General features: G+C 68.1%; 26 protein-coding genes. 14 read left to right on the top strand and 12 right to left on the bottom strand.

Annotated features, from left to right (window positions below; translation table 11 throughout):
- Positions 1 to 7: 7 nt before the first annotated feature.
- Together AC07PV_RS01840 and AC07PV_RS01835 are read right to left on the bottom strand one after the other, a co-directional pair.
- Positions 8 to 982 (bottom strand): quinone oxidoreductase family protein, encoded by a 975-nt coding sequence (locus AC07PV_RS01840; protein WP_494629212.1) that lies wholly within the window; start codon positions 980 to 982, stop codon positions 8 to 10.
- A 174-nt stretch (positions 983 to 1,156) separates the two neighbouring features.
- Positions 1,157 to 2,110 carry a helix-turn-helix transcriptional regulator gene (locus AC07PV_RS01835; protein ID WP_218294871.1) on the bottom strand — a complete coding sequence of 318 codons (954 nt, stop codon included), beginning with the start codon at positions 2,108 to 2,110 and terminating at the stop codon, positions 1,157 to 1,159.
- A 91-nt stretch (positions 2,111 to 2,201) separates the two neighbouring features.
- On the opposite strand from AC07PV_RS01835, the gene AC07PV_RS01830 reads away from it, so the two are divergent.
- Positions 2,202 to 2,810 (top strand): glutathione S-transferase family protein, encoded by a 609-nt coding sequence (locus tag AC07PV_RS01830; protein WP_494629211.1) that lies wholly within the window; start codon positions 2,202 to 2,204, stop codon positions 2,808 to 2,810.
- A gap of 26 nt (positions 2,811 to 2,836) precedes the next feature.
- On the opposite strand, the gene rng is transcribed toward AC07PV_RS01830, so the two are convergent.
- The 7 genes from rng to AC07PV_RS01795 all read right to left on the bottom strand — a co-directional run bounded on the left by rng (position 2,837) and on the right by AC07PV_RS01795 (position 10,034).
- Positions 2,837 to 4,324 (bottom strand): ribonuclease G, encoded by a 1,488-nt coding sequence (gene rng, locus AC07PV_RS01825; RefSeq protein WP_492805035.1) that lies wholly within the window; start codon positions 4,322 to 4,324, stop codon positions 2,837 to 2,839.
- Positions 4,325 to 4,468: 144 nt separating this feature from the next.
- On the bottom strand, positions 4,469 to 5,083 hold the full coding sequence (locus AC07PV_RS01820) for a Maf family protein (RefSeq protein ID WP_369642544.1): 615 nt from the start codon (positions 5,081 to 5,083) through the stop codon (positions 4,469 to 4,471).
- Between the two features lie 99 nt (positions 5,084 to 5,182).
- Positions 5,183 to 5,650, bottom strand: a complete 468-nt coding sequence (gene rlmH / locus AC07PV_RS01815) for a 23S rRNA (pseudouridine(1915)-N(3))-methyltransferase RlmH (RefSeq protein WP_005798500.1) — start codon at positions 5,648 to 5,650, stop codon at positions 5,183 to 5,185.
- Between the two features lie 73 nt (positions 5,651 to 5,723).
- Positions 5,724 to 6,605 (bottom strand): ribosome silencing factor, encoded by an 882-nt coding sequence (gene rsfS / locus AC07PV_RS01810; protein WP_218338491.1) that lies wholly within the window; start codon positions 6,603 to 6,605, stop codon positions 5,724 to 5,726.
- Positions 6,606 to 6,810: 205 nt separating this feature from the next.
- A complete protein-coding gene (gene hemF, locus AC07PV_RS01805; protein ID WP_218338490.1) occupies positions 6,811 to 7,779 on the bottom strand; it encodes an oxygen-dependent coproporphyrinogen oxidase in 969 nt (322 codons plus the stop codon).
- A gap of 142 nt (positions 7,780 to 7,921) precedes the next feature.
- Positions 7,922 to 9,199 carry a phosphoribosylamine--glycine ligase gene (purD, locus tag AC07PV_RS01800; RefSeq protein WP_494629210.1) on the bottom strand — a complete coding sequence of 426 codons (1,278 nt, stop codon included), beginning with the start codon at positions 9,197 to 9,199 and terminating at the stop codon, positions 7,922 to 7,924.
- A 115-nt stretch (positions 9,200 to 9,314) separates the two neighbouring features.
- The gene (locus tag AC07PV_RS01795; protein WP_218294864.1) at positions 9,315 to 10,034 is read right to left on the bottom strand and encodes a YebC/PmpR family DNA-binding transcriptional regulator; all 720 of its coding nucleotides are present in this window, start codon (positions 10,032 to 10,034) and stop codon (positions 9,315 to 9,317) included.
- Positions 10,035 to 10,114: 80 nt separating this feature from the next.
- Between AC07PV_RS01795 and AC07PV_RS01790 the strand changes: the two genes are divergently transcribed.
- The 8 genes from AC07PV_RS01790 (at position 10,115) to AC07PV_RS01755 (ending at position 19,465) form a co-directional block, all read left to right on the top strand.
- Positions 10,115 to 11,638 carry a helicase HerA-like C-terminal domain-containing protein gene (locus AC07PV_RS01790; RefSeq protein WP_218338489.1) on the top strand — a complete coding sequence of 508 codons (1,524 nt, stop codon included), beginning with the start codon at positions 10,115 to 10,117 and terminating at the stop codon, positions 11,636 to 11,638.
- 191 nt (positions 11,639 to 11,829) lie between these two features.
- Positions 11,830 to 12,636, top strand: coding sequence for a glycine-rich domain-containing protein (locus AC07PV_RS01785; RefSeq protein WP_494629208.1), 807 nt, complete (start codon positions 11,830 to 11,832; stop codon positions 12,634 to 12,636).
- Between the two features lie 151 nt (positions 12,637 to 12,787).
- Positions 12,788 to 13,633, top strand: a complete 846-nt coding sequence (locus AC07PV_RS01780; protein WP_369642548.1) for an enoyl-CoA hydratase-related protein — start codon at positions 12,788 to 12,790, stop codon at positions 13,631 to 13,633.
- Between the two features lie 163 nt (positions 13,634 to 13,796).
- Positions 13,797 to 14,789 (top strand): threo-3-hydroxy-L-aspartate ammonia-lyase, encoded by a 993-nt coding sequence (locus tag AC07PV_RS01775; RefSeq protein WP_218294860.1) that lies wholly within the window; start codon positions 13,797 to 13,799, stop codon positions 14,787 to 14,789.
- Positions 14,790 to 14,979: 190 nt separating this feature from the next.
- Positions 14,980 to 15,609, top strand: a complete 630-nt coding sequence (upp, locus tag AC07PV_RS01770; protein WP_494629207.1) for a uracil phosphoribosyltransferase — start codon at positions 14,980 to 14,982, stop codon at positions 15,607 to 15,609.
- Between the two features lie 206 nt (positions 15,610 to 15,815).
- Positions 15,816 to 16,826, top strand: coding sequence for a BMP family protein (locus AC07PV_RS01765; protein ID WP_218294858.1), 1,011 nt, complete (start codon positions 15,816 to 15,818; stop codon positions 16,824 to 16,826).
- Between the two features lie 99 nt (positions 16,827 to 16,925).
- Positions 16,926 to 17,897, top strand: coding sequence for a 5'-methylthioadenosine/S-adenosylhomocysteine nucleosidase (locus AC07PV_RS01760; RefSeq protein ID WP_494629205.1), 972 nt, complete (start codon positions 16,926 to 16,928; stop codon positions 17,895 to 17,897).
- Positions 17,894 to 19,465, top strand: coding sequence for an ABC transporter ATP-binding protein (locus AC07PV_RS01755; RefSeq protein WP_494629204.1), 1,572 nt, complete (start codon positions 17,894 to 17,896; stop codon positions 19,463 to 19,465). The genes AC07PV_RS01760 and AC07PV_RS01755 overlap by 4 nt, the downstream gene beginning before the upstream one ends.
- Before the next feature lie 31 nt (positions 19,466 to 19,496).
- On the opposite strand, the gene AC07PV_RS01750 is transcribed toward AC07PV_RS01755, so the two are convergent.
- A complete protein-coding gene (locus tag AC07PV_RS01750; protein WP_494629203.1) occupies positions 19,497 to 20,045 on the bottom strand; it encodes a hypothetical protein in 549 nt (182 codons plus the stop codon).
- 101 nt (positions 20,046 to 20,146) lie between these two features.
- Between AC07PV_RS01750 and AC07PV_RS01745 the strand changes: the two genes are divergently transcribed.
- Genes AC07PV_RS01745 through AC07PV_RS01730 form a run of 4 tightly spaced genes read left to right on the top strand, consistent with a single transcriptional unit; the run spans position 20,147 to position 23,346 of the window.
- On the top strand, positions 20,147 to 21,208 hold the full coding sequence (locus tag AC07PV_RS01745; protein ID WP_494629202.1) for an ABC transporter permease: 1,062 nt from the start codon (positions 20,147 to 20,149) through the stop codon (positions 21,206 to 21,208).
- The gene (locus AC07PV_RS01740) at positions 21,205 to 22,128 is read left to right on the top strand and encodes an ABC transporter permease (protein ID WP_492805022.1); all 924 of its coding nucleotides are present in this window, start codon (positions 21,205 to 21,207) and stop codon (positions 22,126 to 22,128) included. Before AC07PV_RS01745 ends, AC07PV_RS01740 begins: the two co-directional genes overlap by 4 nt.
- Before the next feature lie 5 nt (positions 22,129 to 22,133).
- Complete coding sequence (locus AC07PV_RS01735) at positions 22,134 to 22,598, top strand: hypothetical protein (RefSeq protein ID WP_494629200.1); 465 nt, start codon at positions 22,134 to 22,136, stop codon at positions 22,596 to 22,598.
- 13 nt (positions 22,599 to 22,611) lie between these two features.
- A complete protein-coding gene (locus AC07PV_RS01730) occupies positions 22,612 to 23,346 on the top strand; it encodes an AraC family transcriptional regulator (protein ID WP_494629199.1) in 735 nt (244 codons plus the stop codon).
- 64 nt (positions 23,347 to 23,410) lie between these two features.
- Here AC07PV_RS01730 and AC07PV_RS01725 read toward each other — a convergent pair whose 3' ends face one another.
- Positions 23,411 to 23,803, bottom strand: a complete 393-nt coding sequence (locus AC07PV_RS01725; RefSeq protein WP_218294851.1) for a VOC family protein — start codon at positions 23,801 to 23,803, stop codon at positions 23,411 to 23,413.
- A 119-nt stretch (positions 23,804 to 23,922) separates the two neighbouring features.
- Here AC07PV_RS01725 and AC07PV_RS01720 point away from each other — a divergent pair, with 119 nt between their 5' ends.
- Positions 23,923 to 25,197: an amidohydrolase family protein gene (locus AC07PV_RS01720; RefSeq protein WP_218294850.1), complete on the top strand. Its 1,275-nt coding sequence runs from the start codon at positions 23,923 to 23,925 to the stop codon at positions 25,195 to 25,197.
- Between the two features lie 58 nt (positions 25,198 to 25,255).
- Here the strand turns inward: AC07PV_RS01720 and AC07PV_RS01715 are convergent, their stop codons facing one another.
- On the bottom strand, positions 25,256 to 26,389 hold the full coding sequence (locus AC07PV_RS01715; RefSeq protein WP_369642555.1) for an ABC transporter permease: 1,134 nt from the start codon (positions 26,387 to 26,389) through the stop codon (positions 25,256 to 25,258).

Here is a 26,389-nt window from a genome sequence, read left to right as displayed (position 1 = left end):
GCAGAGGCTACGGAGCCAGGATGATCGCACCTTGCGAGCGCCCCTGCTCCAGGTCGGCATGCGCGGTGCCCGCATCGGCCAGCGCGTAGCGGCGCCAGATGCGCGGCGTGATGACGCCGTCCGCCACGGCCCGCAGCACGTCCTGGGCGCGCTCCTGGTACTCCGCCGCCGTGGCCGTGTGCGCGGCCAGCGAGGGGCGCGTGAGGAACAGCGAGCCCTTGGCATTGAGCGTGCCCACCGCGATGGGCGCCGGCACGCCCGAGGTGGCACCAAAGGACACCAGCAGGCCGCGCGGGCGCAGGCTGTCGAGCGAGTCCTCCAGCGTGGCCCGCCCGATGGGATCGTACGCCACGTCGGCCCCGCTGCCGTGCGTGGCCTCGCGCACCTGGTCCGCCAGCGTGGCGGGGTCGAACACGAACACCGCGTCGCAGCCCGCCGCCCGGGCGCGCTCCACGCTCTCGGGCCGGGAGACCACGCCCATCACAAAGGCGCCCAGGTGACGGGCCCAGGCGCACATCAGCTGGCCCAGCGCGCCGCCCGCGCCATAAATGAGCACCTTCGAGCCCGGGGCCACGGAATATGTCGTCTTGAGCAGGTACTGCGCCGTGATGCCCTTGAAGAGCACCGCCGCCGCCTCGTCCAACCCCAGCGCATCGGGCAGCCTGACCAGCCGCTCGGCCGGGAACAGGCGCGCGCTGGCATAGGCCCCCAGCGGCCCGGTGGCGTAGCCCACACGGTCGCCCACCGCCACATTCAGCACCCCCGGCCCCACGGCCGCCACCTGCCCCGCGCCTTCCAGCCCCAGGCCGGACGGGAACGGGATGGGCACCGCGCCCTTGCGCTGGCTCACGTCCAGCGGGTTCACGCCGATGGCCGCCTGCGCGAGCCACACCTGGCCTGGGCCGGGCGCCTGGGGCTCCACCCCTTCCAGCCGCAGGGCATCGGGCCCTCCGGCTGCATCGATCCGCACGCGGTGGTGCATGGGTTTTTCCTTGTCGGTTGATTCCATGCACAGAGCGTAAATTGTGGTGCCGTATCCAGCAATCGGGGGGCATGCAGTTGACTCCTGCAACGGGTGCAGCAGTTGCCAGGAAGGGCCCGGCTCTGGTGGCCGGAGCGGGATCGGCCATCGATGCCTGCCACAGCCCCCAAAGGCTCATGCCGTGCAGCGCAACGCCCGCTCGCCCGCCACCCGCAGCCGCTCCTTCAGCGATGCCGGCGCGAGCACCTCGAATTCGACATCGAGCGCCATCAGCCAGTAGACCAGGGAATCATTGGCCGCGCACTCCAGCTGGCACCGCAGCCCCTTGCCCAGGGTGGAGACCACGCCCGCGGACTTGGGAATGCGGCGCGACATCACCGCATACGGCGCATGCAGCACGACGCGCGCCTGCTCGGCGTGGTGCGGCGCCGAGATGGAGCGCGCAACGTAGCCCTTCAGATCGCCGCCGTCAGGCGAGGCCCGGGGCGCGAAATGCGCGCCCACCTGGGGGTCGCCCACGATGCGGTCGATGCGGAAGGTGCGCCAGTCGGTGCGCACCCGGTCCCAGGCGACCAGGTACCAGCGCTCGCCGGTGTGCACCACCCCTTGCGGCTCCACCTGGCGCTGTGCGCTGCGGCCCTTGCCGTCCTCGTAGCTGAACTCGATGCGCAGCTGGTCGCGGCAGGCGGACGCCAGCGTGGCCAGCAGCGATGCTTCCACCACCGGCCCGGTGCGGTCCAGCGGCAGGATGGCCGAGCGCAGCGCGTCCACGCGTTTGCGCAGGCGCGCGGGCATGGCCTGCTCCAGCTTGACCAGCGCCCGGAGCGCGGGCTCCTCGATGCCGCCCACCGCGCCGGCCGTGGCGGTGCGCAGCGCGATCGACACGGCCAGGGCCTCGTCGTCGTCCAGCAGCAGGGGCGGCAGCGCCTGTCCGGCGCGAAAGGCATAGCCGCCGGCCACCCCGCTGCTGGCATGCACAGGGTAGCCCAGCTGGCGCAGGCGGTCGATGTCGCGCCGCAGGGTGCGCGGGTGCACCTCCAGGCGCTCGGCCAGTTCTGGCCCCATCCAGTGGTTGCGCGTCTGCAGCAGCGACAGCAGGCGCAAAAGGCGGGTCGATGAAGTGAGCATGGTGCGACTGTACTTTTTATTGAGGACCGAAACTGTCCGCAATGGAATCTACAGTGGCACCACCTTTTCTTCCACCACCAAGGAGTTTTCCATGTCCATCGTCCTCTACTGGCACCCCATGTCCAGCGCCAGCCCCATTGCCTGCGCCCTTGCCGAACTGGGCGTGCCCCACGAGCGCGTGAAGATCGACATCCGCACTGGCGAGCAGCGCCGCCCGGAGTACCTGGCCCTCAACCCCAACGGCAAGGTGCCCACCCTGACCGTGGACGGCGCCCCCATGTTCGAGGCGCTGGCCATCCACCTGTGGCTGGGCCACCGCTACGGCATCGAGCGGGGGCTGTGGCCCGCCGCGGGCACGCCAGAGGCGCTGCAGGCCCTGTCGTGGTGCGTCTGGGCGTATGTCACCTACGGCACGGTCCTGGTGCGCCTGCAGGTGGCCACGCAAGGCGACGAGGCCCTGCGCAGCCCCGCGCACGCCGAGGCCGCCACCCGGGGGCTGAACGAACTGCTGACGCTGCTGGATGCACGGCTGGCCGCGCAGCCCTGGATGCTGGGCGCGGACTACTCGCTGGTGGACCTGGTGGTGGGCTCGGTCCTGGGCTACAGCGTGTACCTGGGTGCGCCCGTCAACGCACACCCCCACGTGCAGGCCTGGCTGGCGCGCGTGCAGGCGCGTCCGGCGATGCAGATCGAAAGCTGAGCTGGCGGCGAAAAAGGCGGCCAGGGCTAGAGCAGCACGATGTCGTACTGCTCCTGCCCCATCGCGCTTTCGGACTGCAGCGAGATCGGCTTCTTGATGAAGTCCGAGAGACCGGCCAGGTGCTGGCTTTCCTCGTCCAGGAACAGCTCCACCACCCGCGGCGAGGCCACCACGCGGAACTCGCGCGGGTTGAACTGGCGGGCTTCGCGCAGGATCTCGCGCAGGATGTCGTAGCACACGCTGCGCGCGGTCTTCACGCTGCCCTTGCCCTGGCAGGCCTCGCAGGGTTCGCACAGCATGTGGGCCAGCGATTCGCGGGTGCGCTTGCGCGTCATCTCCACCAGGCCCAGCTGCGAGAAGCCGCCGGCCATGGTCTTCACGCGATCGCGGCCAAGCTGCTTTCGGAACTCCGCCAGCACGGCCTGCTGGTGGTCCTCGCGCACCATGTCGATGAAGTCCACGATGATGATGCCGCCCAGGTTGCGCAGGCGCAGCTGGCGCGCAATGGCCTGCGCGGCCTCCAGGTTGGTCTTGAAGATGGTGTCGTCGAAATTGCGCGCGCCCACGTAGCCACCGGTGTTCACGTCGACGGTGGTCAGCGCCTCGGTCTGGTCCACGATGAGGTAGCCGCCGGATTTCAGATCGACGCGCCGGCCCAGCGCCTTCGCCACTTCCTCGTCGATGGAGTACAGGTCGAAGATCGGGCGCTCGCCCTTGTAGTGCTGCAGCTTGCCGGCGGCGGCGGGCATGAACTCCACACCAAACGCCCGCAGCCGCTGGAACTGCTCCATCGAGTCGAGCCGGATGGTCTGCGTGTGGTCGCCCACCAGGTCGCGCAACACGCGCTGCAGCAGGTCCAGGTCCTGGTGCAGCAGCGACATCGCGGGCAGCTTGAGCGATGCCTCCTTGATGCGCGCCCAGGTCTTGCGCAGGTAGGCGATGTCCTCCGCCAGCTCGGCATCGGTCGAATCCTCTCCGTTGGTGCGCAGGATGAAGCCGCCGCCACCGCCCGTGGCCTTGTCGCCCACCAGCGCCTGCAGCCGCGCGCGCAGCGCATCGCGCTCCGCGCCGGGGATTTTTTGCGACACGCCCACATGGTCGTCCTGCGGCAGAAACACCAGCAGGCGCCCGGCCACGCTGATCTGCGTGGACAGGCGTGCGCCCTTGGTGCCGATCGGGTCCTTGATGACCTGCACCATCAGCGACTGGCCTTCGAACACCTGCTTTTCAATGGGTACCTGCGGCTCGTTCTTGCGGGCGAATGCCGGCGGCTCGCCATCGGGCTGGCGTTGCCACACATCGGCCACGTGCAAAAAGGCCGCGCGCTCCAGCCCGATGTCGATGAAGGCCGACTGCATGCCCGGCAGCACGCGCGAGACCTTGCCCAGGTAGACGTTGCCCACCAGGCCGCGCTCCAGCGTGCGCTCGATGTGCAGCTCCTGCACGGCGCCATGCTCCACCACGGCCACGCGGGTTTCCTGGGGCGACCAGTTGATCAGGATGTCTTGTTGCATGGCTTCTTCTTTTCTGAAATCGGTCGCGTTCTTGCTGCTGTTGGAATCACCGAGGCGCTACGCCAGGGCCGCCGGGGAACTGGCTTTGCCAGGCCCCTGGCGGCGTCCCCCTGGGGGGAAGGCGCCGCAAGCGACTCAGGAGGGTCATATCTGAAACCCGGCGGCGCGCAGAAGTTGCGCTGTCTCGTACATCGGCAACCCCATGATGCCCGAATAGCTGCCAGCCAGGTGCTCCACATAGGCAGCAGCCCGGCCCTGAATACCGTAAGCCCCGGCCTTGCCCAGTGGCTCACCCGTGGCCACGTAGGCATCAATCTGCGCGGGCGTCATGGCGGCGAAGGTCACGCGCGACACCGACAGCGCAGAAAGGCGCCTGGGGCCCACCTGCAGCGCCACGGCGGTGAGCACGCGGTGCTCGTGCCCTGCCAGTTCGGCCAGCATGCGCGCAGCGTGTTGTGCGTCGTCGGGTTTTCCGTAAATCGCGCGGCCCAAGGCCACGGTGGTGTCAGAGCACAGGATGGGCGCATCCGGCAAACCCCGACGCGCGCGCCGGGCCACGGCGGCATCCAGCTTGAGGCCGGTCACGCGCTCCACATAGGCCGTGGGCGCCTCGCCGGGCAGCACCGCCTCGATGGCCTCGGCGTCTTCGGGCTCGTCGCCGTCCACGTTGGGCAGCAGCAGTTCGTGGCGCACGCCCAGCTGTTCGAGCAGCTGGCGCCGGCGGGGGCTCTGGGAGGCAAGGTAGATGAAATCGGGCATGAACGGATTTTGAGAAGAAAACCGGCTCTAGCGCTTATCCATCAAGCGCTAGCAGCTATAAAAAAAATATAGTATTTCACCCGCACGCCGATCCAGCCCTCATTCGCGGTGGTAAGGGTGCCCGGCGTTCACCGACCAGGCGCGGTACAGCTGCTCGATGAGCAGCACGCGCACCATGGCGTGGGGCAAAGTCAGGTCCGAGAGGCGGATGCGCTCGTGCGCGCCCTGGCGAAACGCCGGATCGAGCCCGTCCGGGCCGCCGATGACCAGTGCCACGTCGTCGCCACCCAGCTGCCAGCCCTTGAGCCGTTCGGCCAGGGCCTTGGTGGTGAGGCTGGTGCCGCGCTCGTCCAGCGCCACCACGCGCGTGCCGCGCGGGATGGCCGCCTCGATGCGCTCGCGCTCGGCGGCGTACAGCGTCTCCAGGGTCTTGGAGCCGCGCGGTTCGGTCTTGACGGCCTTGAGTTCGACCTTGAGTTCGGGCGGAAAGCGTTTGGCGTAGTCGTCGTAAGCCGTTTGCGCCCAGTCAGGCACCCGCTGCCCGACCGCCACGATAAGCAGCTTCATGTGATGTGCACCTGGGGTTCAGAGGGGGCGCCGTGCGCAGGCGTAGCGGCCAGCACACAGCCCCGCCCACGCATCAGCCCTTGCGGGCTGGAGCCTTCTTGGCCGCGGGCTTGGCCGCTGCGGCGGCGCCAGCGGTCCTGGACGCCGGCTTGGCGGCGGCGCGCGCAGGCGCCTTGCCCACGGGGGCCGATGATTTCTTGGCTGCGGGCTTTTTCGCGCCGCCTGGCTTCACGACCACGGTCTTGACGGGTGCCTTGGGCGCTGCAGGCTTCCTGGCGGCTGCCGTGCCGGCAACCTTGCCCGCGGTCTTGCTGGCGGGTTTGGCGGCGGGCTTGCCAACGTGGGTCTTCGCAGCCGGCTTGGCGGCAGCAGACTTGGCCGGCGCAGCCGCGGCAGTCTTGGCGGCGGTCCTGGCCACGGCCTTCACCGTGGCCTTGCCGGAACGGGCCGCCACGGTGGGCGCCGCCGTCTTTTTTGCAGGCGCCTTGCCAGCGGCCTTGGCGTCGGATTTCGCCGCCTTCTGGGCCGACTTCTTCTCGGCCAGCTCGGTGGCCGCGCTGGAGACCGGCTTGGCCGCGCCGAGCTTCAGGCGCACGGGCGTGTCGCCCCACAGCTCTTCCAGGCGGTAATACTGGCGGATGGCGGGCTGCATGATGTGCGCCACGGCGGCGCCGCAGTCCACGATGATCCATTCGCCGTTGTCTTCGCCCTCGATGCGCGGCTTGGTGAAACCGGCTTCCTTCACCGCGTCGCGCACGCTCGCGGCCAGGGCCTTGGTCTGGCGGTTGGAGGTGCCCGATGCCACGATCACCCGTTCAAACAGCGGCGAGAGATGCTCGGTGTTGAAGACCTGGATGTCTTGCGCCTTGACGTCCTCCAGGCCATCGACGATGGCGCGCTGGAGTTTGGTGACGTCTTTCTTGGCGGCGGTTTCCGATTTGGTGGAGGTGGTCATCAGGCGGTGAATAGAGAGGGAATGGAATCAATATAGCGTGCAACGCAGCGCACAGCCAGCGGGCTGAGCCTTGGGTGTTGCGCTGGTGTTGTGCTTTGGCGCTGCAGCAGTTTGAGGTGTTTTTGGCCTCTTGCGCTGGTGTGAAAAGCGCGGGCAGCTATTGAAATTATAGCTTTTGCAGTGTTCACACCCTTGGGACCGGCTTTCAGGCGGTGGGGGCGGCACCTTCGGCAAGCCAGTCGCGGCGCACCAGGAACCTCTGCAACAGCGCCGCCTCGGCCGAATCGGCGGCATCGGAGCGCTGGTACGACCACGACACCAGCGGCGGCATGGACAACAAAATGGACTCGGTGCGCCCCCCCGACTGCAGGCCAAAGTGGGTGCCCCGGTCCCACACCAGGTTGAACTCCACATAGCGGCCCCGGCGGTAGAGCTGGAAGTCGCGCTCGCGCTCGCCAAACGGCAGGTTCTGGCGCTTCTCCACGATGGGCAGGTAGGCCTTGAGGAAGGCGTCGCCCACCGACTGCGTCATGGCCAGGCTCTGGTCAAAGCCCAGCTCCGAGAAGTCGTCATAGAACACCCCGCCCACGCCACGCTGCTCGCCGCGGTGCTTGAGGTAGAAGTATTCGTCGCACCACTGCTTGAAGCGTGGGTACTTGTCGTCGCCAAAGGCGCTGAGCGCATCGCGGCAGGTGCGGTGAAAGTGCACCGCGTCTTCCTCGAAGCCGTAGTACGGCGTGAGGTCCATGCCACCGCCAAACCAGCAGGTCGGCGCCTGCCCCGGATGGCCCGCCGCGATCATGCGCACATTCATGTGCACGGTGGGCACATAGGGGTTGCGCGGGTGGAAGACCAGCGACACGCCCATGGCCTCGAACGGCGCACCGGCCAGCTCGGGCCGGTGCTGCGTGGCCGAGGGTGGCAGCTGCGGGCCGCGCACATGGCTGAAGCCACAGCCCGCGCGTTCGAACACCCGGCCGCCCTCCAGGATCTTGGTGATGCCATCGCCCTGCAGCGGCTCGCCGGGCGGCTTGCTCCAGGCATCGGCCAGAAAGCGTGCACCGCCCTCTCCTTCCACGGCCTCGAGCGCATCGGTGATGCGCGCCTGCAGGCCCTGCAAGTAGCTGCGTACGGTCGCCACGGTCGTGGCCGGATTCAATCCAGGTTGTTGCATTTCAGTTGTCCATTGCCATCGGCGCCATGCGTGGCCGCTAAAACTGGCGCGGCCCAGGCCAGGGACGCCAAGCCAAGGGCCGCCCCGCCGCGAGGGCGTCATCCCCCTGCGGGGGAAGGCGCCGCAGGCGACTCAGGGGGAGCTATTTCACCGCGCGGAAGCCAATGTCGCGGCGGTATTGCGCGCCATCGAACTGGATGCCACGCGCCACGTCGTAGGCACGCTGCTGCGCCTGCTTGACGCTGTCGGCCAGCACCGTCACGCACAGCACCCGGCCGCCGGTCACGCTGACCACGCCGTCCTGCAACTGCGTGCCGGCGTGGAACACCACCGCATCGTCGGCCTCGGCGGGCAGGCCCGTGATGGGGTCGCCCTTGCGCGGAGCTTCGGGGTAGCCGTGGGCGGCCATGACCACGCCCAGCGCGGTACGGCGGTCCCATTGCAGCTCCATCTGGTCGAGCTTGCCGTCGGCTGCAGCGGCCATCACGTCGCTGAAGTCGCTTTTCAGGCGCATGAGGATGGGTTGCGTCTCGGGGTCACCCATGCGGCAGTTGAATTCGAGCGTCTTGGGCTGGCCCTTGGCGTCGATCATCAGGCCGGCGTACAGGAAGCCGGTGTAAGGGATGCCGTCCTTTTCCATGCCACGGATCGTGGGCAGGATGATCTCGCGCATGGCGCGGGCATGTACATCGGCCGTGACCACTGGCGCGGGCGAATACGCACCCATGCCGCCGGTATTGGGACCTTCGTCGCCGTCTTTGAGGCGCTTGTGATCCTGGCTGGTGGCCAGCGCCAGCACGTTCTTGCCATCGCACAGCACGATGAAGGAGGCTTCCTCGCCTTCGAGGAATTCCTCGATCACCACGCGCGCACCGCCTTCGTTGTGCGTTACGCCGTACTTGTTGTCCACCAGCATGAAGTCCACGGCATCGTGGGCCTCCTGCAGCGTCATGGCCACGACCACGCCCTTGCCAGCGGCCAGGCCGTCAGCCTTGATGACGATGGGGGCACCCAGGCGGTCCACGAAGGCGTGGGCGGCGGCCGGGTCGGTGAAGGTGTCGTAGTCGGCCGTGGGAATGCCATGGCGGCGCATGAAGGCCTTGGAGAAGGCCTTGGAGCTTTCGAGCTGCGCAGCGGCCTTGGTGGGGCCGAAGATGCGCAGGCCGTTGGCACGGAACTCATCGACCACGCCGGCGGCCAGCGGCGCCTCGGGGCCTACCACCGTCAGCGCGATCTTCTCGGCCTGCGCCCACACGCGCAGCTCGCGCACGTCGGAGATGGCCACGTTGTCGAGCTTGGGGTTCAGCGCGGTGCCGCCGTTGCCGGGCGCCACATACACCTTGGTCACCTTGGGGGACTGGCTCAGTTTCCACGCCATCGCGTGTTCACGGCCGCCGCCACCAATCACAAGTACTTTCATAGGAGCCTTTGGTGAACCCGGCCCGCAGCACCGGGCTGCGTGGCGGGGTTCGGGGAAATATCAGTCGGAAAACAGGTCAGCGCAAGAAAAAATCGGCGATCCAGGGGCGCAGAGGTCAGAGCGCGGCGTTGTGGTAGACCTCTTGCGTATCGTCCAGGTCTTCCAGCACGTCCAGCAGCTTTTGCATCCTGGCGGCGTCGTCGCCGGTCAGTTCAATGGTGTTCTCGGGCCGCATGGTCACGCCCGCCACCTCGGCAGTGAGGCCCGCCGCCTCCAGCGCGTTCTTCACGGCCTCGAAGTCGGCCGGAGCGGTCAGCACCTCCACGGCGCCATCATCGTCGGTCACCACGTCTTCGGCGCCCGCCTCCAGCGCCACTTCCATCACCTTGTCCTCGCTGGTGCCAGGGGCAAAGATCAGCTGGCCGCAGTGCTTGAACTGGAACACCACCGAGCCTTCGGTCCCCATGTTGCCACCGTGTTTGCTGAACGCGTGTCGCACTTCGGCCACGGTGCGCACCCGGTTGTCGGTCATGGTGTCGATCATGATGGCCGCGCCGCCAATGCCATAGCCTTCGTAGCGGATTTCCTCGTAGGTCAGGCCTTCGGCGTTGCCCGTGGCCTTGTCGATGTTGTATTTGATGCGGTCGGCGGGCATGTTGGCCGCCTTGGCCTTGTCCACCGCCAGACGCAAGCGGGGGTTGGCAGACAGGTCGCCGCCGCCCGAGCGGGCAGCCACGGTGATTTCGCGAATGATGCGGGTCCAGATCTTGCCGCGTTTTTCATCCTGCCGCCCCTTGCGGTGCTGGATATTCGCCCATTTGCTGTGTCCTGCCACGAGAGATCCTTTTGTATTGATTTAATCTACTGAGCGCGATTTTACTTTTTGCCGAACCTGTACCCCCGAGGAAACCCCAAATGGCCGAACCCCTGCTGATTGCCAAGCACGACACCATCGAATGCCACCTGCTTCCAGGGCTGGCCAACCGCCACGGGCTCATCACCGGCGCCACCGGCACGGGCAAGACAGTGACCTTGCAGACCCTGGCCGAGAACTTCTCGCGCATCGGCGTGCCGGTGTTCATGGCCGATGTGAAGGGCGACCTCACGGGCGCCAGCCAGCCCGGCAAGATCGGCGACAAGCTGGCCGCCGTGCTCAAGGAGCGCGGCCTTCCCCTGCCCGCCCCCCTGGCCTGCCCCACCACGCTGTGGGACGTGTTCGGCGAACAGGGCCACCCGGTGCGCGCCACCGTGTCCGACATGGGCCCGCTGCTGCTGGGCCGCATGCTCAACCTCAATGAAACCCAGCTGGGCGTGCTCAACCTGGTGTTCAAGATCGCCGACGACAACGGCATGCTGCTGCTGGACCTCAAGGACCTGCGCGCCATGCTGCAGTACGTGGGCGACAACGCCAAGGAGTTCACCACCGAATATGGCAACGTGAGCGCCGCCAGCGTGGGCGCCATCCAGCGCGGGCTGCTGCAGATCGAGCAGCAGGGCGGCAGCGAGTTCTTCGGCGAGCCCATGCTCAATATCCAGGACTTCATGCAAACCGTCGATGGCCACGGTGTCGTCAATATCCTGGCGGCCGACAAGCTCATGAATTCGCCGCGGCTGTATGCCACCTTCCTCTTGTGGATGCTGTCGGAACTGTTCGAGCAACTGCCCGAGATCGGCGACCCCGAGCAGCCCAAGCTGGTGTTCTTCTTCGACGAGGCCCACCTCCTGTTCAACGAGGCGCCCAAGGTGCTCATCGAGCGCATCGAACTCGTGGTGCGCCTGGTGCGCTCCAAGGGCGTGGGCGTGTACTTCGTGACGCAAAACCCGCTGGACATCCCCGACAGCGTGCTCGCCCAGCTGGGCAACCGCGTGCAGCATGCGCTGCGCGCCTTCACGCCACGCGACCAGAAGGCCGTGAAGGCCACGGCCACCACCATGCGGCAAAAGCCGGGCCTCGACATCGAGACCGCCATCACCGAACTGGCCGTGGGCGAGGCGCTGGTGAGCTTTCTCGATGCCAAGGGCCGCCCGAGCATCACCGAACGGGTGTTCGTGCTGCCGCCCGGCAGCCAGCTCGGTCCCATCACGCCGCAGCAGCGCCAGGTGCTGGTGGCCAACTCGCTGGTCGCGGGCGTGTATGAAAAGGTGGTGGACCGCGAGTCGGCCTACGAAAAACTCAAGGGCCGCGCGGCCGAAGCCAGCGCCCAGGCGCCAGCCAATGGCAGCAAAGGCACGCCCGCCAACACGGAAGACAGCGGCGGCGGCCTGATGGGCGGGCTCAACGACGTGCTGTTTGGCACCACAGGCCCGCGCGGCGGCAAACGCGACGGCCTGGCCCAGACCATGGCCAAGTCGGCCGTGCGCACCATGGGCACCTCGCTGGGCAAGGAGATCCTGCGCGGAGTGCTGGGCAGCATCTTCGGCGGCAGCAAGCGCCGTTGACCACGGGCGGGGCGCAGATTCCCGCCCCTGCCCTGCGTCCCCGGCGCGGCACTGTCGCCGCGGCTGCAGCAGGGTGGTGATGGTGCGGCGGGCACACCAGCCGTGCCCCCCTGGCGACACCATCCGAAGTGTCATCAATCGGTCACAAAACCGCCGTGAAATCGCCACACAACAACAAAAAAGGAGGGACGATGAAACGCATCGACAACATGCTGCTGTGGTGGGCAAGCAAGGTCGTGCCGCTGGCGATTGCCGCGTGGGTGGTTGCCATCGCCGGGCTCCTGGGCGGCGCCTGGCGCCTGCGCTGGCCCTGGCTCCTGTATTTCCTTGCCACGGTCATCATCACGGCCCTGGCGATCCAGTGGACCCGCGCGGTGCGCCAGCGCACCATCCGCGAAGCCCCCCTGCCCCGCTTTCTGCAGCGCAAGCTGCGCGAAACCTACCCCCACCTGAGCACGCGCGACTGCGAGCTGGTGGAGCGGGGCCTGCGCCAGTTCTTCATGGCCTGCCTGCGCGGCAACAAGCAGTTCGTGGCCATGCCCTCCAGGGCGGTCGACGTGCTGTGGCATGAGTTCATCCTGCACACCCAGGCCTACAAGCACTGGTGCCACCATGCGCTGGGCTTCTTCCTGCACCACACGCCCGCCGAGGCGCTGGGCGCGAAGGCCCGGCACAACGACGGCCTGCGCCGCTGCTGGTACTGGGTGTGCAAGGAGGAATCCATCGACCCCAAGGCCCCCAGCCGCCTGCCCCTGCTGTTCGCGCTGGATGCCAAGTTCGCCATCCCGGGCGGCTTTGCCTACGTGCCTGACTGCTCCGACATCGCCCGCAAGAGCGATGCGGGCGGCAGCGGCGGCGACAGCTACTGCGGCACCAGCTTCTCGGACGGCGGCTACAGCGGCAGCTCGGGCGACTTCGGCGGCGCCGACAGCTCGGATGGAGGCGGGAGCGACGGCGCAGGGGATGGCGGCGGCTGCGGCGGCGGGGGCGGCGATTGACGGGCCATGCCACGGCCGTCTGCCACCCTCGTGCAAATGCTCCTTATTTGATAGCTATTGGCGCTTGATAGATAAGGGCTTGAAGCCAGAATCATCCAAAGTCACCCAGGCGACGACACTGCCGGGGCCAGCGGGTCTACAGTGGCACCCCATGAACAAGACCCTCACCTGCTTCAGCCTCGGCATCTCCCAGCATGTCGCCCACCTGGTGATGAACCGGCCCGAGGCCATGAACACCATGCACCCCACCTTCTGGCGCGAGCTGGACGAGGTGCTGGCCCACCTGCAACAGGCGGGCGAGGCGCGCGCGCTGGTCATCAGCAGCACGGGCAAGCATTTCAGCGCGGGCATGGCGCTGGAGACCTTCGGCGGCGCCATCACCATGGACGACCAGAGCCCCGAAGGCCGCGCCGCCATCTTCGACCTGCTCACCGACATGCAGGCCACCTTCACCCGCATCGAGAACCTGCGCATCCCCGTGATCATGGCCATCCACGGCGGCTGCATCGGCGGCGCGGTGGACATGGTGACGGCGGCCTGCGTGCGCTACGCCACGGCGGATGCGTTCTTCTGCATCCAGGAAATCAACATCGGCATGGTGGCCGACGTGGGCACGCTGCAGCGCCTGCCCAAGCTCATCCCGCTGGGCGTGGTGAAAGAACTGGCCTACACCGGCCGCCGCCTGGGCGCCGCCAGGGCCCTGGGCCACGGGCTGGTCAACGAGGTGTTCGACACGCAGGAGGCCATGCTGGCCGCCGCCCTGCAATGCGCCCAGGAGATCGCCTCCAAGCCCCCCGTCGCCATCTGGGGCACCAAGCAGGCCGTGAACTACGCGCGCGACCACAGCGTGGAAGACAGCCTGCGCCAGATGGGCTGGCTGCAGGGCGCCATCTGGAGCAACCAGCACGTGCGCGAGTCGGTCACGGCCATGAAGCAAAAGCGCGCGGGCGACTTCCCGGCCCTGGCGCCGCTGGTACGGTTCAGCGAACTGGGCTGAGAGCGCCGCGCCGCAAGACCGGCGCGAAAAATCAAAATTGATAGCTGCCCGCGCTGACAGGACAACCGGCAGAGGCCTTTTCGGCGCGCGGCGATCGCGTCTGGGGCTATCATGTGGCGAACACGGGCAACCCCCTGCCCGCCCCTGCCCCGAGGACGCCGCCATGACATTGCCCAGTCTGACCCCGCCCACCTACGACGACGTGGCCGCCGCCGCGCACCGGCTCAAGGGCATCGCGCACCGCACGCCGGTGCTGCGCTCCACCACCGCCGACGAAATGCTGGGCGCCCAGCTCTTCTTCAAATGCGAGAACCTGCAGCGCACGGGCGCGTTCAAGTTCCGCGGCGCCTTCAACACGCTCGCCCAGTTCACCGACGAGCAGCGCGAACGCGGCGTGCTGGCTTTCTCGGCCGGCAACCATGCGCAGGCGATCGCGCTGTCGGCCCGCCTGCTGGACATGCCCGTCGCCATCGTCATGCCCGAAGACGCGCCCGCCTCCAAGATGGCGGCCACGCGCGCCTATGGAGCCCAGGTCGTCACCTACGACCGCTACACCGAGGACCGCGAGGCCATCAGCCGCCGCCTGGCGCTGGAGCGCGGCATGACGCTGGTGCCTCCGTTCGACCATCCCCACGTCATCGCGGGCCAGGGCACCGCGGCGCTGGAGCTTTTTGAAGAAGTGCCCGACCTCGACTACCTGTTCGTGTGCGTGGGCGGCGGGGGCCTGCTGGCAGGCAGCCTGCTGGCCGCGGGCGCCCTGGCACCGCGCTGCCGCGTGATCGGCGTGGAGCCCGAAAACGGCAACGACGGCCAGCAGTCGCTGCGGGCGGGGCAGATCGTGCGCATCCCGACGCCGCACACCATCGCCGATGGCGCGCAGACCCAGGCGCTGGGCGAGCTCACCTTTCCCATCATCCGCGAGCGGGTGGAAGACATCCTGAGCGTGAGCGACGCCCAGCTCATGCAGTCCCTGCGCTTCTTCGCGGAGCGCATGAAGATCGTGGTGGAGCCCACGGGCGCCCTTGCCTATGCGGGCGCGCACGCGTTCTCGGGTGTCGATGACGGCGGCAAGCTGCTGCAGGGCGAACGGGTGGGCGTCATCATCAGCGGCGGCAATGTGGACCTGGCGCGCTATGCGCGGTTCCTGTCGGATTAGACTCACCCATGCGCCGCGCCGCCGCCAGCCCCAGAGGGCGACGCCAGCGGCCCGCCACGGCCAGCCACACGGCAGCACGGCAGCACGGCAGCACGGCAGCCCGCAACCCTGACAGTGCCTGCCGCCAGCGCCTCTGTCAGGTAAAAATGCAGGCGCGCCTCTTTCCATCCCCCAAAACACAGGCCCAGCCATGAGCAACGTCACCGTCATCAACCACCCCCTCGTCCAGCACAAGCTCACGCTGATGCGCAAGAAGGACGCCAGCACCAACAGCTTTCGCCGCCTGCTGGGCGAGCTCAGCACGCTCATGGCGTACGAAGTCACGCGCGACATGCCCCTGCAGGAGGTGCAGATCGAAACCCCGCTGGAGACCATGACCGGCCAGGTGATCGACGGCAAGAAGCTGGTACTGGTCTCGATCCTGCGCGCGGGCAACGGCTTCCTCGACGGCATGCTCAACGTGGTGCCCGGCGCCCGCGTGGGCCACATCGGGCTGTACCGCGACCCGGCCACGCTGCAGCCGGTGGAGTACTACTTCAAGATGCCGTCCGAAATGGACGAGCGCGACATCATCGTGGTGGACCCCATGCTGGCCACCGGCAACTCGGCCGCCGCCTGCGTGGACCGCCTGAAAAAGCTCAACCCCCGCTCCATCAAGTTCGTGTGCCTGCTGGCCGCCCCCGAAGGCGTGGCCACGCTGCAGAAGGCCCACCCCGACGTGCCGATCTTCACCGCCGCCATCGACCGCGAACTGAACGACCACGGCTACATCCTGCCGGGGCTGGGGGATGCGGGGGACCGGATCTTCGGCACCAAGTAGGCGCACGGCACGCCATCGCGAACCAGCCACCGCGGGGCCAGGCCCTCCGGTGGTTTTTTTGGCGCGTCATTTTTTTACCAACTGGTGGCTTTCCTCTGGCAGACTTGCCTCCGGCCTCGTGCCACCGGGCGGCTGCCCATTGGCGCGCTCCTTGCTTGGCTGCTGACACCCATTCCTCCTTGTTTGCCTGTCTGAAGGACCCCACCATGACCACTCGCCGCATCTTCACCGGACGCCTGCTCTGCACTTCCATGGCCCTTTCGGCCGCCATGGGCCTGGCGCCCTCTCTGGCCCACGCGCAGTCCAAGCTCAAGGTCGCGGCGATCTACACGGTGCCCTACGAGCAGCAGTGGGTGAGCCGCATCCACAAGGCCCTGAAGGCCGCCGAAGCGCGCGGCGAGATCGAATACAAGGCCAGCGAGAACGTCTCCAACGCCGACTACGAGCGCGTGATGCGCGAGTACGCCACCGGCGGCAACCAGCTCATCGTGGGCGAGGCCTTCGCGGTGGAGACCGCCGCCCGCAAGGTGGCCAAGGACTTCCCCAAGACCTCGTTCCTGCTGGGCTCCTCGGGCAAGCCGCAGGCGCCCAATTTCAGCGTGTTCGACAACTACATCCAGGAGCCCGCCTACCTGTCCGGCATGGTCGCGGGCGGCATGACCAAGACGAACAAGATCGGCATGGTCGGCGGCTTCCCCATTCCCGAGGTCAACCGCCTGATGCACGCCTTCATGGCCGGCGCGAAGGAGACCAACCCCAAGGTCGAGTTCACCATCACCTTCATCAACAGCTGGTTCGACCCGCCCAAGGCCAAGGAAGCCACCTTCGCCATGATCGACAAGGGCGCCGACGTGCTCTATGCCGAGCGCTTTGGCGTGTCCGACGCGGCCAAGGAGAAGGGCAAGCTGGCCATCGGCAACGTGATCAACACCCAGGACAAGTACCCCGACACCGTGGTCGCCTCCGCGCTGTGGCACATGGAGCCCAGCATCGAACGCGCCCTCAAGCTGGTCAAGGACGGCAAGTTCACGGCCGAGGACTACGGCCCCTACTCGATGATGAAGCACAAGGGCTCTGAATTGGCGCCGCTGGGCACGTTCGAGAAGAAGGTGCCCGCCGACATCGTGGCCAAGGTCAAGGCCAAGGAGGCCGACATCCTGGCCGGCAAGTTCAGCGTGAAGGTGGACGACAGCCAGCCCAAGTCCACGGCCAGGTAGGCACCCCGGCGCGCGGGCACCGGCTGCGCTGTGGCCTGCGCCGCCGTGCGCTGCGCTGTACGATTTTTCCTTTTCTTCTTTTTCCCGACAAGGAACGCCATGCCCGCACCGCTTTCCCACCGCCCCGAGACAACCGCCCTGGCCGCGCGGTGCATGCGCCTGCTGGGCGCCCTGGCCCTGGCCACGCTGGTGGCGGGATGCGCCGCGGTCGCGCCGGGCCAGGCGGCACGGCTGGACAGCACGCCGCGCATCGCCGTCATCTCGGCCTTTGCACCCGAGCTGACGGTGCTGCTGCCGCAGGTGCAGCAGCCCGCCAGGCACAGCGTCAACGGCGTGGAATTCACCACCGGCACGCTCTCGGGCAAGCCCGTGGTGGTGTTCCTGTCGGGCATCAGCATGACCAACGCGGCCATGAACACGCAATTGGTGCTGGACCGCTTCAACGTGAGCCACATCGTCTTTTCCGGCATCGCCGGCGGCGTGAACCCCGGCCTGCACATTGGGGACGTGACCGTGCCCGCGCAGTGGGGCCAGTACATGGAATGGCTGATGGCGCGTGAAGACCAGCCCGGCCAGTACAGCGCCCCCGCGTGGATGAAAAGCGAGCTGACGATGCCCGCCTTCGGCATGATGCATCCGCGCCCGGTCGAGGTGAGGTCGGCGGCCAAGCCCGGCATCACCAAACAGTTCTGGTTTGAGGCGGACCCCCAAATGCTGGCCACCGCGCGCGGCCTGCAGGACGTGGGCCTGGCGCATTGCCTGGCCAGCACCTGCCTGAAACAGCGCCCGCAGCTCGTGGTGGGCGGCAACGGCGTGTCGGGCCAGGCCTTCGTGGACAACAAGGCTTTCCGCGAGTACGCGTTCAAGACCTTCGAGGCCAATGTGCTCGACATGGAGACCGCCGCCACCGCCATGGTGGCCCACAGCAACGGCGTGCCCTACATCGCCTTTCGCTCGCTGAGCGATCTGGCCGGTGGTGGCGAAGGCGAGAATGAAATGGGCACCTTCATGGGCCTGGCGGCGGCCAACTCCGCCAAGGTGCTGCAGGCCTTTCTCTCGAACTGGAAATGACGGACCCCTCCGGCCCCGTCCTGCGCCTGCAGGGCATCACCAAACGCTTCGGCAAGCTGGTGGCCAACGACGGCATCAGCCTTGCGCTGCAGCGCGGCGAGGTGCTGGCACTGCTGGGGGAGAACGGGGCGGGCAAGTCCACGCTGATGTCCATCCTGTTCGGCCACTACGTGGCCGACGCGGGCCACATCGAGGTCTTCGGCCAGCCGCTGCCGCCCGGCCAGCCACGCGCGGCGCTGGCGGCGGGCATCGGCATGGTGCACCAGCATTTCACCCTGGCCGACAACCTCACGGTGCTGGACAACGTGCTGCTGGGCACCGAACCCTTGTGGCAGCCCTTCTCACGGCGCGCGGGTGCGCGCGAGCGCCTGCTGGCGGTGTCCCGCCAGTTCGGCCTGCCCGTGCGGCCCGAGGCGCTGGTGGGCGGCCTCTCGGTCGGCGAGCGCCAGCGCGTGGAGATCCTCAAGGCGCTGTACCGGGGCGCGCGCATCCTCATCCTGGACGAGCCCACCGCCGTGCTCACGCCGCAGGAAAGCGAAGCGCTGTTCGACACGCTCGCGCAGATGGTGGTGCAGGGCCTGTCCATCATCTTCATCAGCCACAAGCTGGCCGAGGTGCTGCGCGTCTCGCACCGCGTGGCCGTGCTGCGCCAGGGCAAGCTCGTGGCCGAGGCGCCCGCGCAGGGCACCACGCAAGGCCAGCTCGCGCAGTGGATGGTGGGCCATGCCATCGAGGCCAGCGAACGCCGCCCCGCCCGAAGCGTGGGTGCGCCGGTGTGCGCGCTGGCCAACGTATCCACGGCATCCACGGGTCGTGATCGGCTGCAGGGCGTATCGCTCACCCTGAACGCCGGCGAGATCGTCGCCATCGCCGGTGTCTCGGGCAATGGCCAGGTGGCGCTGGCCGATGTGCTGTGCGGCGTGCGCGCCGCCACCGCAGGCCAGGTGACGCTGCTCGGCACGCCGCTGCAGGCCCGCCCGGCTTGGGTGGTGGACCAGGGCGTGGCCCGCATCCCCGAGGACCGCCATGCCGTGGGCGTGGTGGGCGACCTGCCGGTGTGGGAGAACGCCGTGTCCGAACGCCTGCGCAGCCACTGGTTCGCCCACCCCTGGTTCCGGGCCTTCTGGGTCAAGCGCGGCGCCGCGCGCCAGCATGCCCAGCGCGTGGCCGAGACCTTCGACGTGCGCGGCGGCGGGCCCGACACCCCTGCCCGCGCGCTCTCGGGCGGCAACATGCAAAAGCTCATCCTGGGCCGCGCCCTGCTGCCGCCCTACGACGCCAGCCAGAGCGCCCCTGCGCCGCGCCTCATCGTGGCCCACCAGCCCACCTGGGGGCTCGATATCGGCGCCGTCACCTTCGTGCAGCAGCAGCTCATCAACGCGCGCGACGGCGGTGCCGCCGTGCTGCTGATCTCGGACGATCTCGACGAGGTGCTGGCCCTGGGCGACCGCGTGGCGGTGATGCACGAGGGGCACCTGAGCGCAGCGCGGCCCGCAGAGGGCTGGACGCGCGAGGCCATCGGCCTGGCGATGGCGGGCGCCGCCAGCAGCGCGGAGGAAACCCCGTGACTGCGCAGGCGCCGATTCAGCGCCCGGGCCCTTACCCGCCGCCCATGCCAGCCAGTGTCCTGAAGACAAGCCAGGTGAACACCAGGGCCGGCAGGTACAGCGCGGAGGCGATGGACAGCTCCCACCACGTTAGGGCGCGCCGCCACCACACGCCGAGCATCACGGGCGCACACCCCATCACCATCAGGATGATGGATGGAAAGAACCACACCCCCGCCAACAGGAACAGGGGCGCCCACAGCAGCACGCGGCTGATCTTGAAGGCCATGGGCCGGCCGCTGCGCCAGGTATGCAGCAGCAGGCCGAGAAAGCCTGCCACCAGGGCCGACACCACGCCGATGGTGATGCGCCTGTGCCGCACCCGACCTTCTTCCTGCAGCCTGCGTGTGTGGTCCAGCCATTCGTTGATGTCGGCGGTGTATTCCGCTTCGTTCTTCAGCGGCAGGTCCGGCGGGGCGACCGGCGCAGCCGTTGCCGGGCCCTCGCCGGTCAATGCCTGTGCCATGGCACCTGCGCAGCCCAGCGCCAGCGCGCCGCACAGCAACAGGCGCCCAAGCCATCCCCACACCAGGTTTTGCATGATCTCTCTCTCCCGTTATTGGCGGCCTGCGTGGTGCAAGCCGAACCTCTCCGCCGCGGATGGTAATCCGATGCCCTCCATTCCCCACGAAGCGCCGACCCATGCGGCTTGAGAAACGCAACCACATCTCCCCCGCCGCCTACGTGGCGGCGCCGGTGGGCTCCGTGGTGTTCACCCTCGTCATCAGCGGCCTGCTGGTGCTGTGGGCCGGCGCGCCCGTGGGCCAGACCTATGCACTGCTCGTCAAAGGCGCCTTCGGCTCGGTCTTCGCGCTGACCGAAACGCTCACGCGCGCCACGCCGCTGATCCTGACCGGGCTGGCCGCGGCGGTGGCCTTTCGCGCCCGGCTGTTCAACATCGGTGCCGAGGGGCAGCTGTATGCCGGCGCGCTGGCCGCCGTGGCCGTGGGCGGCCTGCATGGCGGCACGGGGCTGGAATGGTCGCCCTGGCTGCTGTTCCCGGCGATGATGCTGGCGGCGGCCCTGGCCGGCGCCCTGCTGCTGCTGGGCCCGGCGCTCATGAAGTCGCGCCTGGGGGTGGACGAGGTGGTGACCACGCTGCTGCTCAACTTCATCACCCTGCTGCTGGTCTCGGCCCTGCTCGACGGTCCCATGAAAGACCCGCTGTCCATGGGCTGGCCGCAGAGCGTGGCGCTGCAGGGAGACCTGGAGCTGTCCAGGCTGGTGCCGCAGACGCGCCTGCACACGGGACTGCTGTGGGCCATCGGCCTGGCACTGATCCTCTGGGCCATCCTGCGGCGCACGGTGCCGGGCTTCGACATCCGCGCGGCCGGTGCCAATGCGCGGGCCGCCGCGTTTGCCGGCGTGCCCATCACCCGCACCGTGGTGCTGGTGGCCCTGCTCTCGGGCGGGCTGGCGGGGCTGGCCGGTGCCATCGAGGTGGCGGGCCGCACCGGCTACGTCACGCTCGACATGTCGCCGGGCTATGGCTACAGCGGCATCGTGATCGCCATGCTGGCCGGGCTGCACCCGCTGGGCGTGATCGCGGCGGGCACCTTCGTGGCCGGCGTGCTGGTGGGTGCCGACAGCATGAGCCGCGCGGTGGGCGTGCCCACCTACATCGCCGACGTGATCGTGGCCACCTCGCTCATCGCGGTGCTCGTCGCCACCCTGCTCACGCAGTACCGGGTGAGGTGGAAATGACCGAACTCCTCGACATCATGGCCAATCCGGCCTTCTGGATCGCCACCTTGCGCGTGGCCACGCCGCTCATCCTGGGCACGCTCGGGGTGCTGCTGTGCGAGCGCGCCGGCGTGCTCCACCTGGGCATCGAGGGCATCATGGTGGCGGGCGCCTTCACGGGCTGGCTCACGGTGTACGCCGGGCACGGCCTGTGGACCGGGGTGCTGGTGGCGGCGCTCACGGGGGGCGTGTTCGGGCTGCTGCATGCCTGGCTCACGGTGGGGCTGGCGCTGTCGCAGCATGTCTCGGGCCTGGGCATCACGCTGCTGGCCACAGCGCTCAGCTACTACGGCTACCGCGTGAGCTTTCCGAAGGTGAACACGCCGCCCACCATCGAGCCTTTCGCCGCCATGGATTGGCTGGGCGTGCCCATTCTCTCAGCGCAGACGCCACTCACGCTGCTGGCGCTGGCCCTGGTGCCGATACTGGCCTGGGTGCTCATGCGCACGCCGCTGGGCCTGGCCGTGCGCATGGTGGGCGAGAACCCGCAGGCCGCCGAGGGCCAGGGCATCCCGGTGGCGGCCACGCGCACGGGGGCCATCGTGGCGGGCTCGGCGTTGATGGGTGTGGCGGGGGCCTTCCTCACGCTGTCGGCGTTCAACGCTTTCTTCTTCAACATGGTGAACGGGCGCGGCTGGATCTGCGTCGCGCTGGTGGTGTTCGCCTCGTGGCGCCCCGGCAAGGCACTGCTGGGCGCGCTGCTGTTCGCTTTTTTCGATGCGCTGCAGCTTCGGCTGCAGCAGGCGGGCGGCGCGTGGCTTCCGTACCAGGTGTATCTGATGCTGCCCTACCTGCTCTCCATACTGGCCCTGGTGCTGGTGGCGCGCAAGGCAGCGTACCCGCAGGCGCTGATGAAGCCCTACCGCAAGGGCGAGCGGTGAGGCGCGTGCCCAGCCCCATCGCGCCTTGGCTGGCGGCCGCGCTGCTGGCCTGTGCGGGGCATGCCCACGCGCTGGGGCAAGACATGCCGTATGAATCCTTCACCGCCGCGCCCGATGTGGACTGGGTCAAGGTTTGCGGTCAGTGGCCCGCCCCGGTGCATCCGGGTGAAGGCGGCGGCACGTACCGCATCGTGCACGCCACGCGCTACGCGCAGTCTTTTCTCTACCTGCAGTGGATCGCGCGGGACCGCACCGACAGCGCCGCCGCGGTTCACACCGAGGGTTTTGCGCAGATCAACAACGACCATGCCGCCATCACCCTGAGCCAGATGAGCTGCCTGCCCACGCGCCGGGGCATTCGCTTCACAGCGCGGGCGCAGTCTGGCCATGACGACAGTGTGTTCCGTATCACCATCGACGCAGGACACAACCCGGGCGAGGTGCGCTTTCGCACCACACAAAAGCGCTGACGGCGGGCCTGCCATGCCAGACGTGCCGCCTTCTCTCAGCACCAGCCCCTTGCTGCCACTGACCGTGCTGGCGCGCTGGCAGTTCGACACCACCGATGCCAGTGCCACCACGGTGCTGCCCGATGGCTGCAGCGACCTCATCCTGCATGTGGACGCTTGCGGGCACTCCGCCTGGCATATCTCACCACTGGCCGACTCTGTCATGGAGGTGCCCGGACGCGCTGGCGAGCACTGGCTGGGCTACCGCCTGTGTCCCGGCACCACCATCGATGCAGCAGCATTGCTGCAGTCCGCACGGGCCATCTGGCACCAGCACAGGCGCCGCGCTGGGCCACGCTCCTGCGGCCTGGGCCACGACACCACGGCGCTGGAAGCCTTGCTGCTGGAGGCCATCGACCACCACACCGACAGGGACCCACGCGTCCAAGAGGCGCTACACGCGCTGGCGCATGCAGCCACGGTGGGCGCGGCAGCACACGGCCTAGGGGTGTCCGAACGCACGTTGGAGCGTCTGACCCAACGCTCCACCGGCCAATCGCCCCGCTTCTGGCGCGCGCTGGCCCGCGTGCGCCGTGCAGCGCAGGCGCTCGGCACGGCCAAACCGCTGGCGGAGATTGCAGCCGACAACGGCTACGCCGACCAAGCCCACTTCCACCGCGACTGTCTGCGCTGGCTCGGGCAGACGCCTGCAGCGCTGCGCCGCACACCACAACTGCTGGCCACGGTGGCGCAGGCGGGCTATGGCTGAATTTCATGTGAAACCCACGCCCCGGGGCCGGCACCACCGTCTACGCCTGCGCCACCACGACCGTTCAAACGGCGGGCGGCCCCATGGGCGTGCACAGCTCCACCAGCGCACCGTTGATGTCCGCGACATAGGCCACCGTCTGGCCCCAGGGCATCTGCCCGGGCGCCTGCACCAGCCGGGCACCGGCATCCACCGCGCGCTGCACGGCAGCAGCCACGTCGGTGGTGGTGAACGCGATCTCGAAACTGGGCGCCTCTGCCGACGCGCGCTGCGGGTTCTTGCCCAGCTCGGCCATCAGCCGCAGCGACGAGAAGGCCAGCGCGGTGGCGCCCGTGTCCAGCTCGCCGAAGTCGCCGGCCTCGTGCACGAAGCGGCGGGTGAAGCCGAAGGCGGCCTCATAAAAAGCGATGGTCCTGGGAACATCTTCGACGTAGAGAATGGTGTAGCCAAATTGCATGAAGACTGCCTTTGCAAAAATGCGCTGAAATAGATGCGCCCTGTGAGACACCCAGCTTAGGCACAAAGCCCGCCACGGTCTTGAAAAAACCCGACACCCCGACACCAGACGCCCCCACCATGCTCGACCTGCTCATCACCCACGCCACCCTGCCCGACGGCCGCCAGAACATGTCGATTGCCGTGCAGGACGGCCGCATCGCCGAGGTGACCGAGGGCCTGCAAGCCCCCGCGCACGAAACAGTGGATGCGGGCGACCTGCTCGTCAGCCCACCGTTCGTGGACGCGCATTTCCACATGGACTCGACCCTGAGCTACGGCCAGCCGCGCGTGAACGAGAGTGGCACGCTGCTCGAAGGCATTGCACTGTGGGGCGAGCTCAAGCCGATGCTGACGCACGAGTCCATCGTAGAGCGCGCCCTGCGCTATTGCGACATGGCCGTGGCGCGCGGACTGCTGGCCATTCGCAGCCATGTGGACACGAGCCACCCCAGCCTGCTGCCCGTGCAGGCCCTGCTGGATGTGAAACAGCGCGTGGCGCCCTACCTGGACCTGCAGCTCGTGGCCTTCCCACAAGACGGGGTGCTGCGCGCGCCGGGGGGGCTCGACAACCTGAAACGGGCTCTGGATATGGGCGTGGAGGTGGTGGGCGGCATTCCGCATTTCGAGCGCACCATGGCCCAGGGCGCCGAGAGCGTGAAGGTCCTCTGCGAACTGGCGGCAAGCCAGGGCAAGCGCGTGGACATGCACTGCGACGAATCCGACGATCCGCTGTCACGCCACGTCGAAACCCTGGCCTTTGAGACCCAGCGCCTGGGCCTGCAGGGCCGCGTGACGGGTTCGCACCTCACCTCCATGCACAGCATGGACAACTACTACGTGAGCAAGCTCATCCCGCTGATGGCCGAGGCCGACCTGGGCGTGGTGGCCAACCCGCTCATCAACATCACGCTGCAGGGCCGCCACGACACCTACCCCAAGCGCCGGGGCATGACCCGCGTGCCCGAGCTGATGGCCGCGGGCCTGACCGTGGCGTTCGGCCACGACTGCGTGCTGGACCCCTGGTACAGCGGCGGCAGCGCCGACATGCTGGAGGCCGCGCACATGGGCCTGCACGTGGGGCAGATGACCAGCCAGGCCGCGATGCGGCAGTGTTTTGATGCGGTGACGGTGAATCCCGCCAAGCTGCTGGGGCTGGAGGGCTACGGCATCGAGCCGGGCGCATATGCCGACTTCGTGCTGCTGCACGCACGCAATCCCGTGGAAGCAATCCGCCTGCGCGCCGCGCGCCTGGGCGTGTGGCGGCGCGGCAAGCTACTGGCCAGCAGCCCGCCCCCCGTGGCCCAACTGCACCTGCCGGGGCGGCCCGACAACGTGAATTTCACATCAAATTAGCCTCTCGCGCTTATGTATCAAGCGCAGGCAGCTACACATTCCATAGCATTACAAGCATCTACGCCATGCGCGCAATCGTCTTGCGAAACCGCGCCAGCGCCAGGCTGAACAGCACGGCCCCAATCCCCAGCAGCCACACCAGCGACGGCCACACCACCGCCCAGCCCGCGCCCCGGTAGAGGATGGCCTGGGCCAGTTCGGTGAAGTGGGTGGTGGGCGCCAGCGCCATGCCGTACTGCACCCACAGCGGCATGCTCTCGCGCGGGGTGACGCCGCCCGACAGCATCTGCAGCGGCATCATCACCAGCACCATCAGCAAGCCAAACTGCGGCATGCTGCGCGCCACCGTGGCCATGAAGATGCCCATGGACGTGGTGGCAAACAGGTGCAGCGTGGCCCCCAGCAGGAACAGCGGCACCGAACCCTCGATGGGCACGCCAATCGCCCAGCGGATCACCGCCGTGAGCGAAATCCACGTGGCGACCAGCACCACCAGCGCCATGGCCCAGACCTTGGCCAGCATGATCTCGCCCGGGGTGACGGGCATCACCAGCAAATGCTCCACCGTTCCATGCTCGCGCTCGCGGATCAGCGCGGCGCCGGTGAGGATGATGGAGAGCATGGTCACGATGTTGATCAGCTCCATGAGCGAGCCGAACCACGCGGGGTTCAGCGCCGGGTTGAAGCGCGAGCGCACCGTGAGCTCGATGGGCTGCTCGGCCACGGAGCGGTCGCGCTGCACGAACTCGGCCACCTCCAGCTGCACGATCTGCTGCACCGCCCCATTGGCCGCGAACGCCTGCCCCATGCGCGTGGCGTCGATGTTGAGCTGCACCTGCGGCACCCGGCCTGCCAGCACGTCGCGCTGGAAGTGGGCGGGGATGTGCAGCACCAGCGTGAAGCGGCCGGCGTCCAGGCCCGGGTCCACCTCGCGCATGCTGATCATGGCGGGGCGCGTGAACTGGGGGGCGTAGAACGCGGTGGCGATGCGCTGGGACAAGGCCGAGTCGTCCTCGTCCACGATGGCAATGGGCACGTGGTGCAGCGTCTCGGGCTGCGCCATGCCCGCCGAGTACACCGCGAGTGTGGTGGTGTAGACGATGAGGAACAGCATGGCCGGGTCGCGCCACAGGCTCCAAAGCTCCTTGATGCCTAACCGAAAGATGTTGGACCACCGTCCACGCAACGCCAT

The organism is Acidovorax sp. GW821-FHT09A11, assembly GCF_059418365.1.
This window is presented reverse-complemented; position numbering and strand designations above follow the sequence as displayed.

What these genes read in the sequence shown, in the direction of transcription:
- AC07PV_RS01740 (WP_492805022.1), top strand. Translation starts at nt 21,205, where the DNA reads ATGACCGAACTCCTCGACATCATGGCCAATCCGGCCTTCTGGATCGCC.
- hemF (WP_218338490.1), bottom strand. Translation starts at nt 7,779, where the DNA reads ATGCAACAACCTGGATTGAATCCGGCCACGACCGTGGCGACCGTACGC.
- AC07PV_RS01750 (WP_494629203.1), bottom strand. Translation starts at nt 20,045, where the DNA reads ATGCAAAACCTGGTGTGGGGATGGCTTGGGCGCCTGTTGCTGTGCGGC.
- rsfS (WP_218338491.1), bottom strand. Translation starts at nt 6,605, where the DNA reads ATGACCACCTCCACCAAATCGGAAACCGCCGCCAAGAAAGACGTCACC.
- AC07PV_RS01725 (WP_218294851.1), bottom strand. Translation starts at nt 23,803, where the DNA reads ATGCAATTTGGCTACACCATTCTCTACGTCGAAGATGTTCCCAGGACC.
- AC07PV_RS01820 (WP_369642544.1), bottom strand. Translation starts at nt 5,083, where the DNA reads ATGCCCGATTTCATCTACCTTGCCTCCCAGAGCCCCCGCCGGCGCCAG.
- AC07PV_RS01830 (WP_494629211.1), top strand. Translation starts at nt 2,202, where the DNA reads ATGTCCATCGTCCTCTACTGGCACCCCATGTCCAGCGCCAGCCCCATT.
- AC07PV_RS01730 (WP_494629199.1), top strand. Translation starts at nt 22,612, where the DNA reads ATGCCAGACGTGCCGCCTTCTCTCAGCACCAGCCCCTTGCTGCCACTG.
- rng (WP_492805035.1), bottom strand. Translation starts at nt 4,324, where the DNA reads ATGCAACAAGACATCCTGATCAACTGGTCGCCCCAGGAAACCCGCGTG.
- AC07PV_RS01745 (WP_494629202.1), top strand. Translation starts at nt 20,147, where the DNA reads ATGCGGCTTGAGAAACGCAACCACATCTCCCCCGCCGCCTACGTGGCG.
- AC07PV_RS01780 (WP_369642548.1), top strand. Translation starts at nt 12,788, where the DNA reads ATGAACAAGACCCTCACCTGCTTCAGCCTCGGCATCTCCCAGCATGTC.
- AC07PV_RS01720 (WP_218294850.1), top strand. Translation starts at nt 23,923, where the DNA reads ATGCTCGACCTGCTCATCACCCACGCCACCCTGCCCGACGGCCGCCAG.
- AC07PV_RS01760 (WP_494629205.1), top strand. Translation starts at nt 16,926, where the DNA reads ATGCCCGCACCGCTTTCCCACCGCCCCGAGACAACCGCCCTGGCCGCG.
- AC07PV_RS01765 (WP_218294858.1), top strand. Translation starts at nt 15,816, where the DNA reads ATGACCACTCGCCGCATCTTCACCGGACGCCTGCTCTGCACTTCCATG.
- AC07PV_RS01715 (WP_369642555.1), bottom strand. Translation starts at nt 26,389, where the DNA reads ATGGCGTTGCGTGGACGGTGGTCCAACATCTTTCGGTTAGGCATCAAG.
- AC07PV_RS01840 (WP_494629212.1), bottom strand. Translation starts at nt 982, where the DNA reads ATGCACCACCGCGTGCGGATCGATGCAGCCGGAGGGCCCGATGCCCTG.
- AC07PV_RS01835 (WP_218294871.1), bottom strand. Translation starts at nt 2,110, where the DNA reads ATGCTCACTTCATCGACCCGCCTTTTGCGCCTGCTGTCGCTGCTGCAG.
- AC07PV_RS01775 (WP_218294860.1), top strand. Translation starts at nt 13,797, where the DNA reads ATGACATTGCCCAGTCTGACCCCGCCCACCTACGACGACGTGGCCGCC.
- AC07PV_RS01755 (WP_494629204.1), top strand. Translation starts at nt 17,894, where the DNA reads ATGACGGACCCCTCCGGCCCCGTCCTGCGCCTGCAGGGCATCACCAAA.
- rlmH (WP_005798500.1), bottom strand. Translation starts at nt 5,650, where the DNA reads ATGAAGCTGCTTATCGTGGCGGTCGGGCAGCGGGTGCCTGACTGGGCG.
- purD (WP_494629210.1), bottom strand. Translation starts at nt 9,199, where the DNA reads ATGAAAGTACTTGTGATTGGTGGCGGCGGCCGTGAACACGCGATGGCG.
- AC07PV_RS01790 (WP_218338489.1), top strand. Translation starts at nt 10,115, where the DNA reads ATGGCCGAACCCCTGCTGATTGCCAAGCACGACACCATCGAATGCCAC.
- upp (WP_494629207.1), top strand. Translation starts at nt 14,980, where the DNA reads ATGAGCAACGTCACCGTCATCAACCACCCCCTCGTCCAGCACAAGCTC.
- AC07PV_RS01785 (WP_494629208.1), top strand. Translation starts at nt 11,830, where the DNA reads ATGAAACGCATCGACAACATGCTGCTGTGGTGGGCAAGCAAGGTCGTG.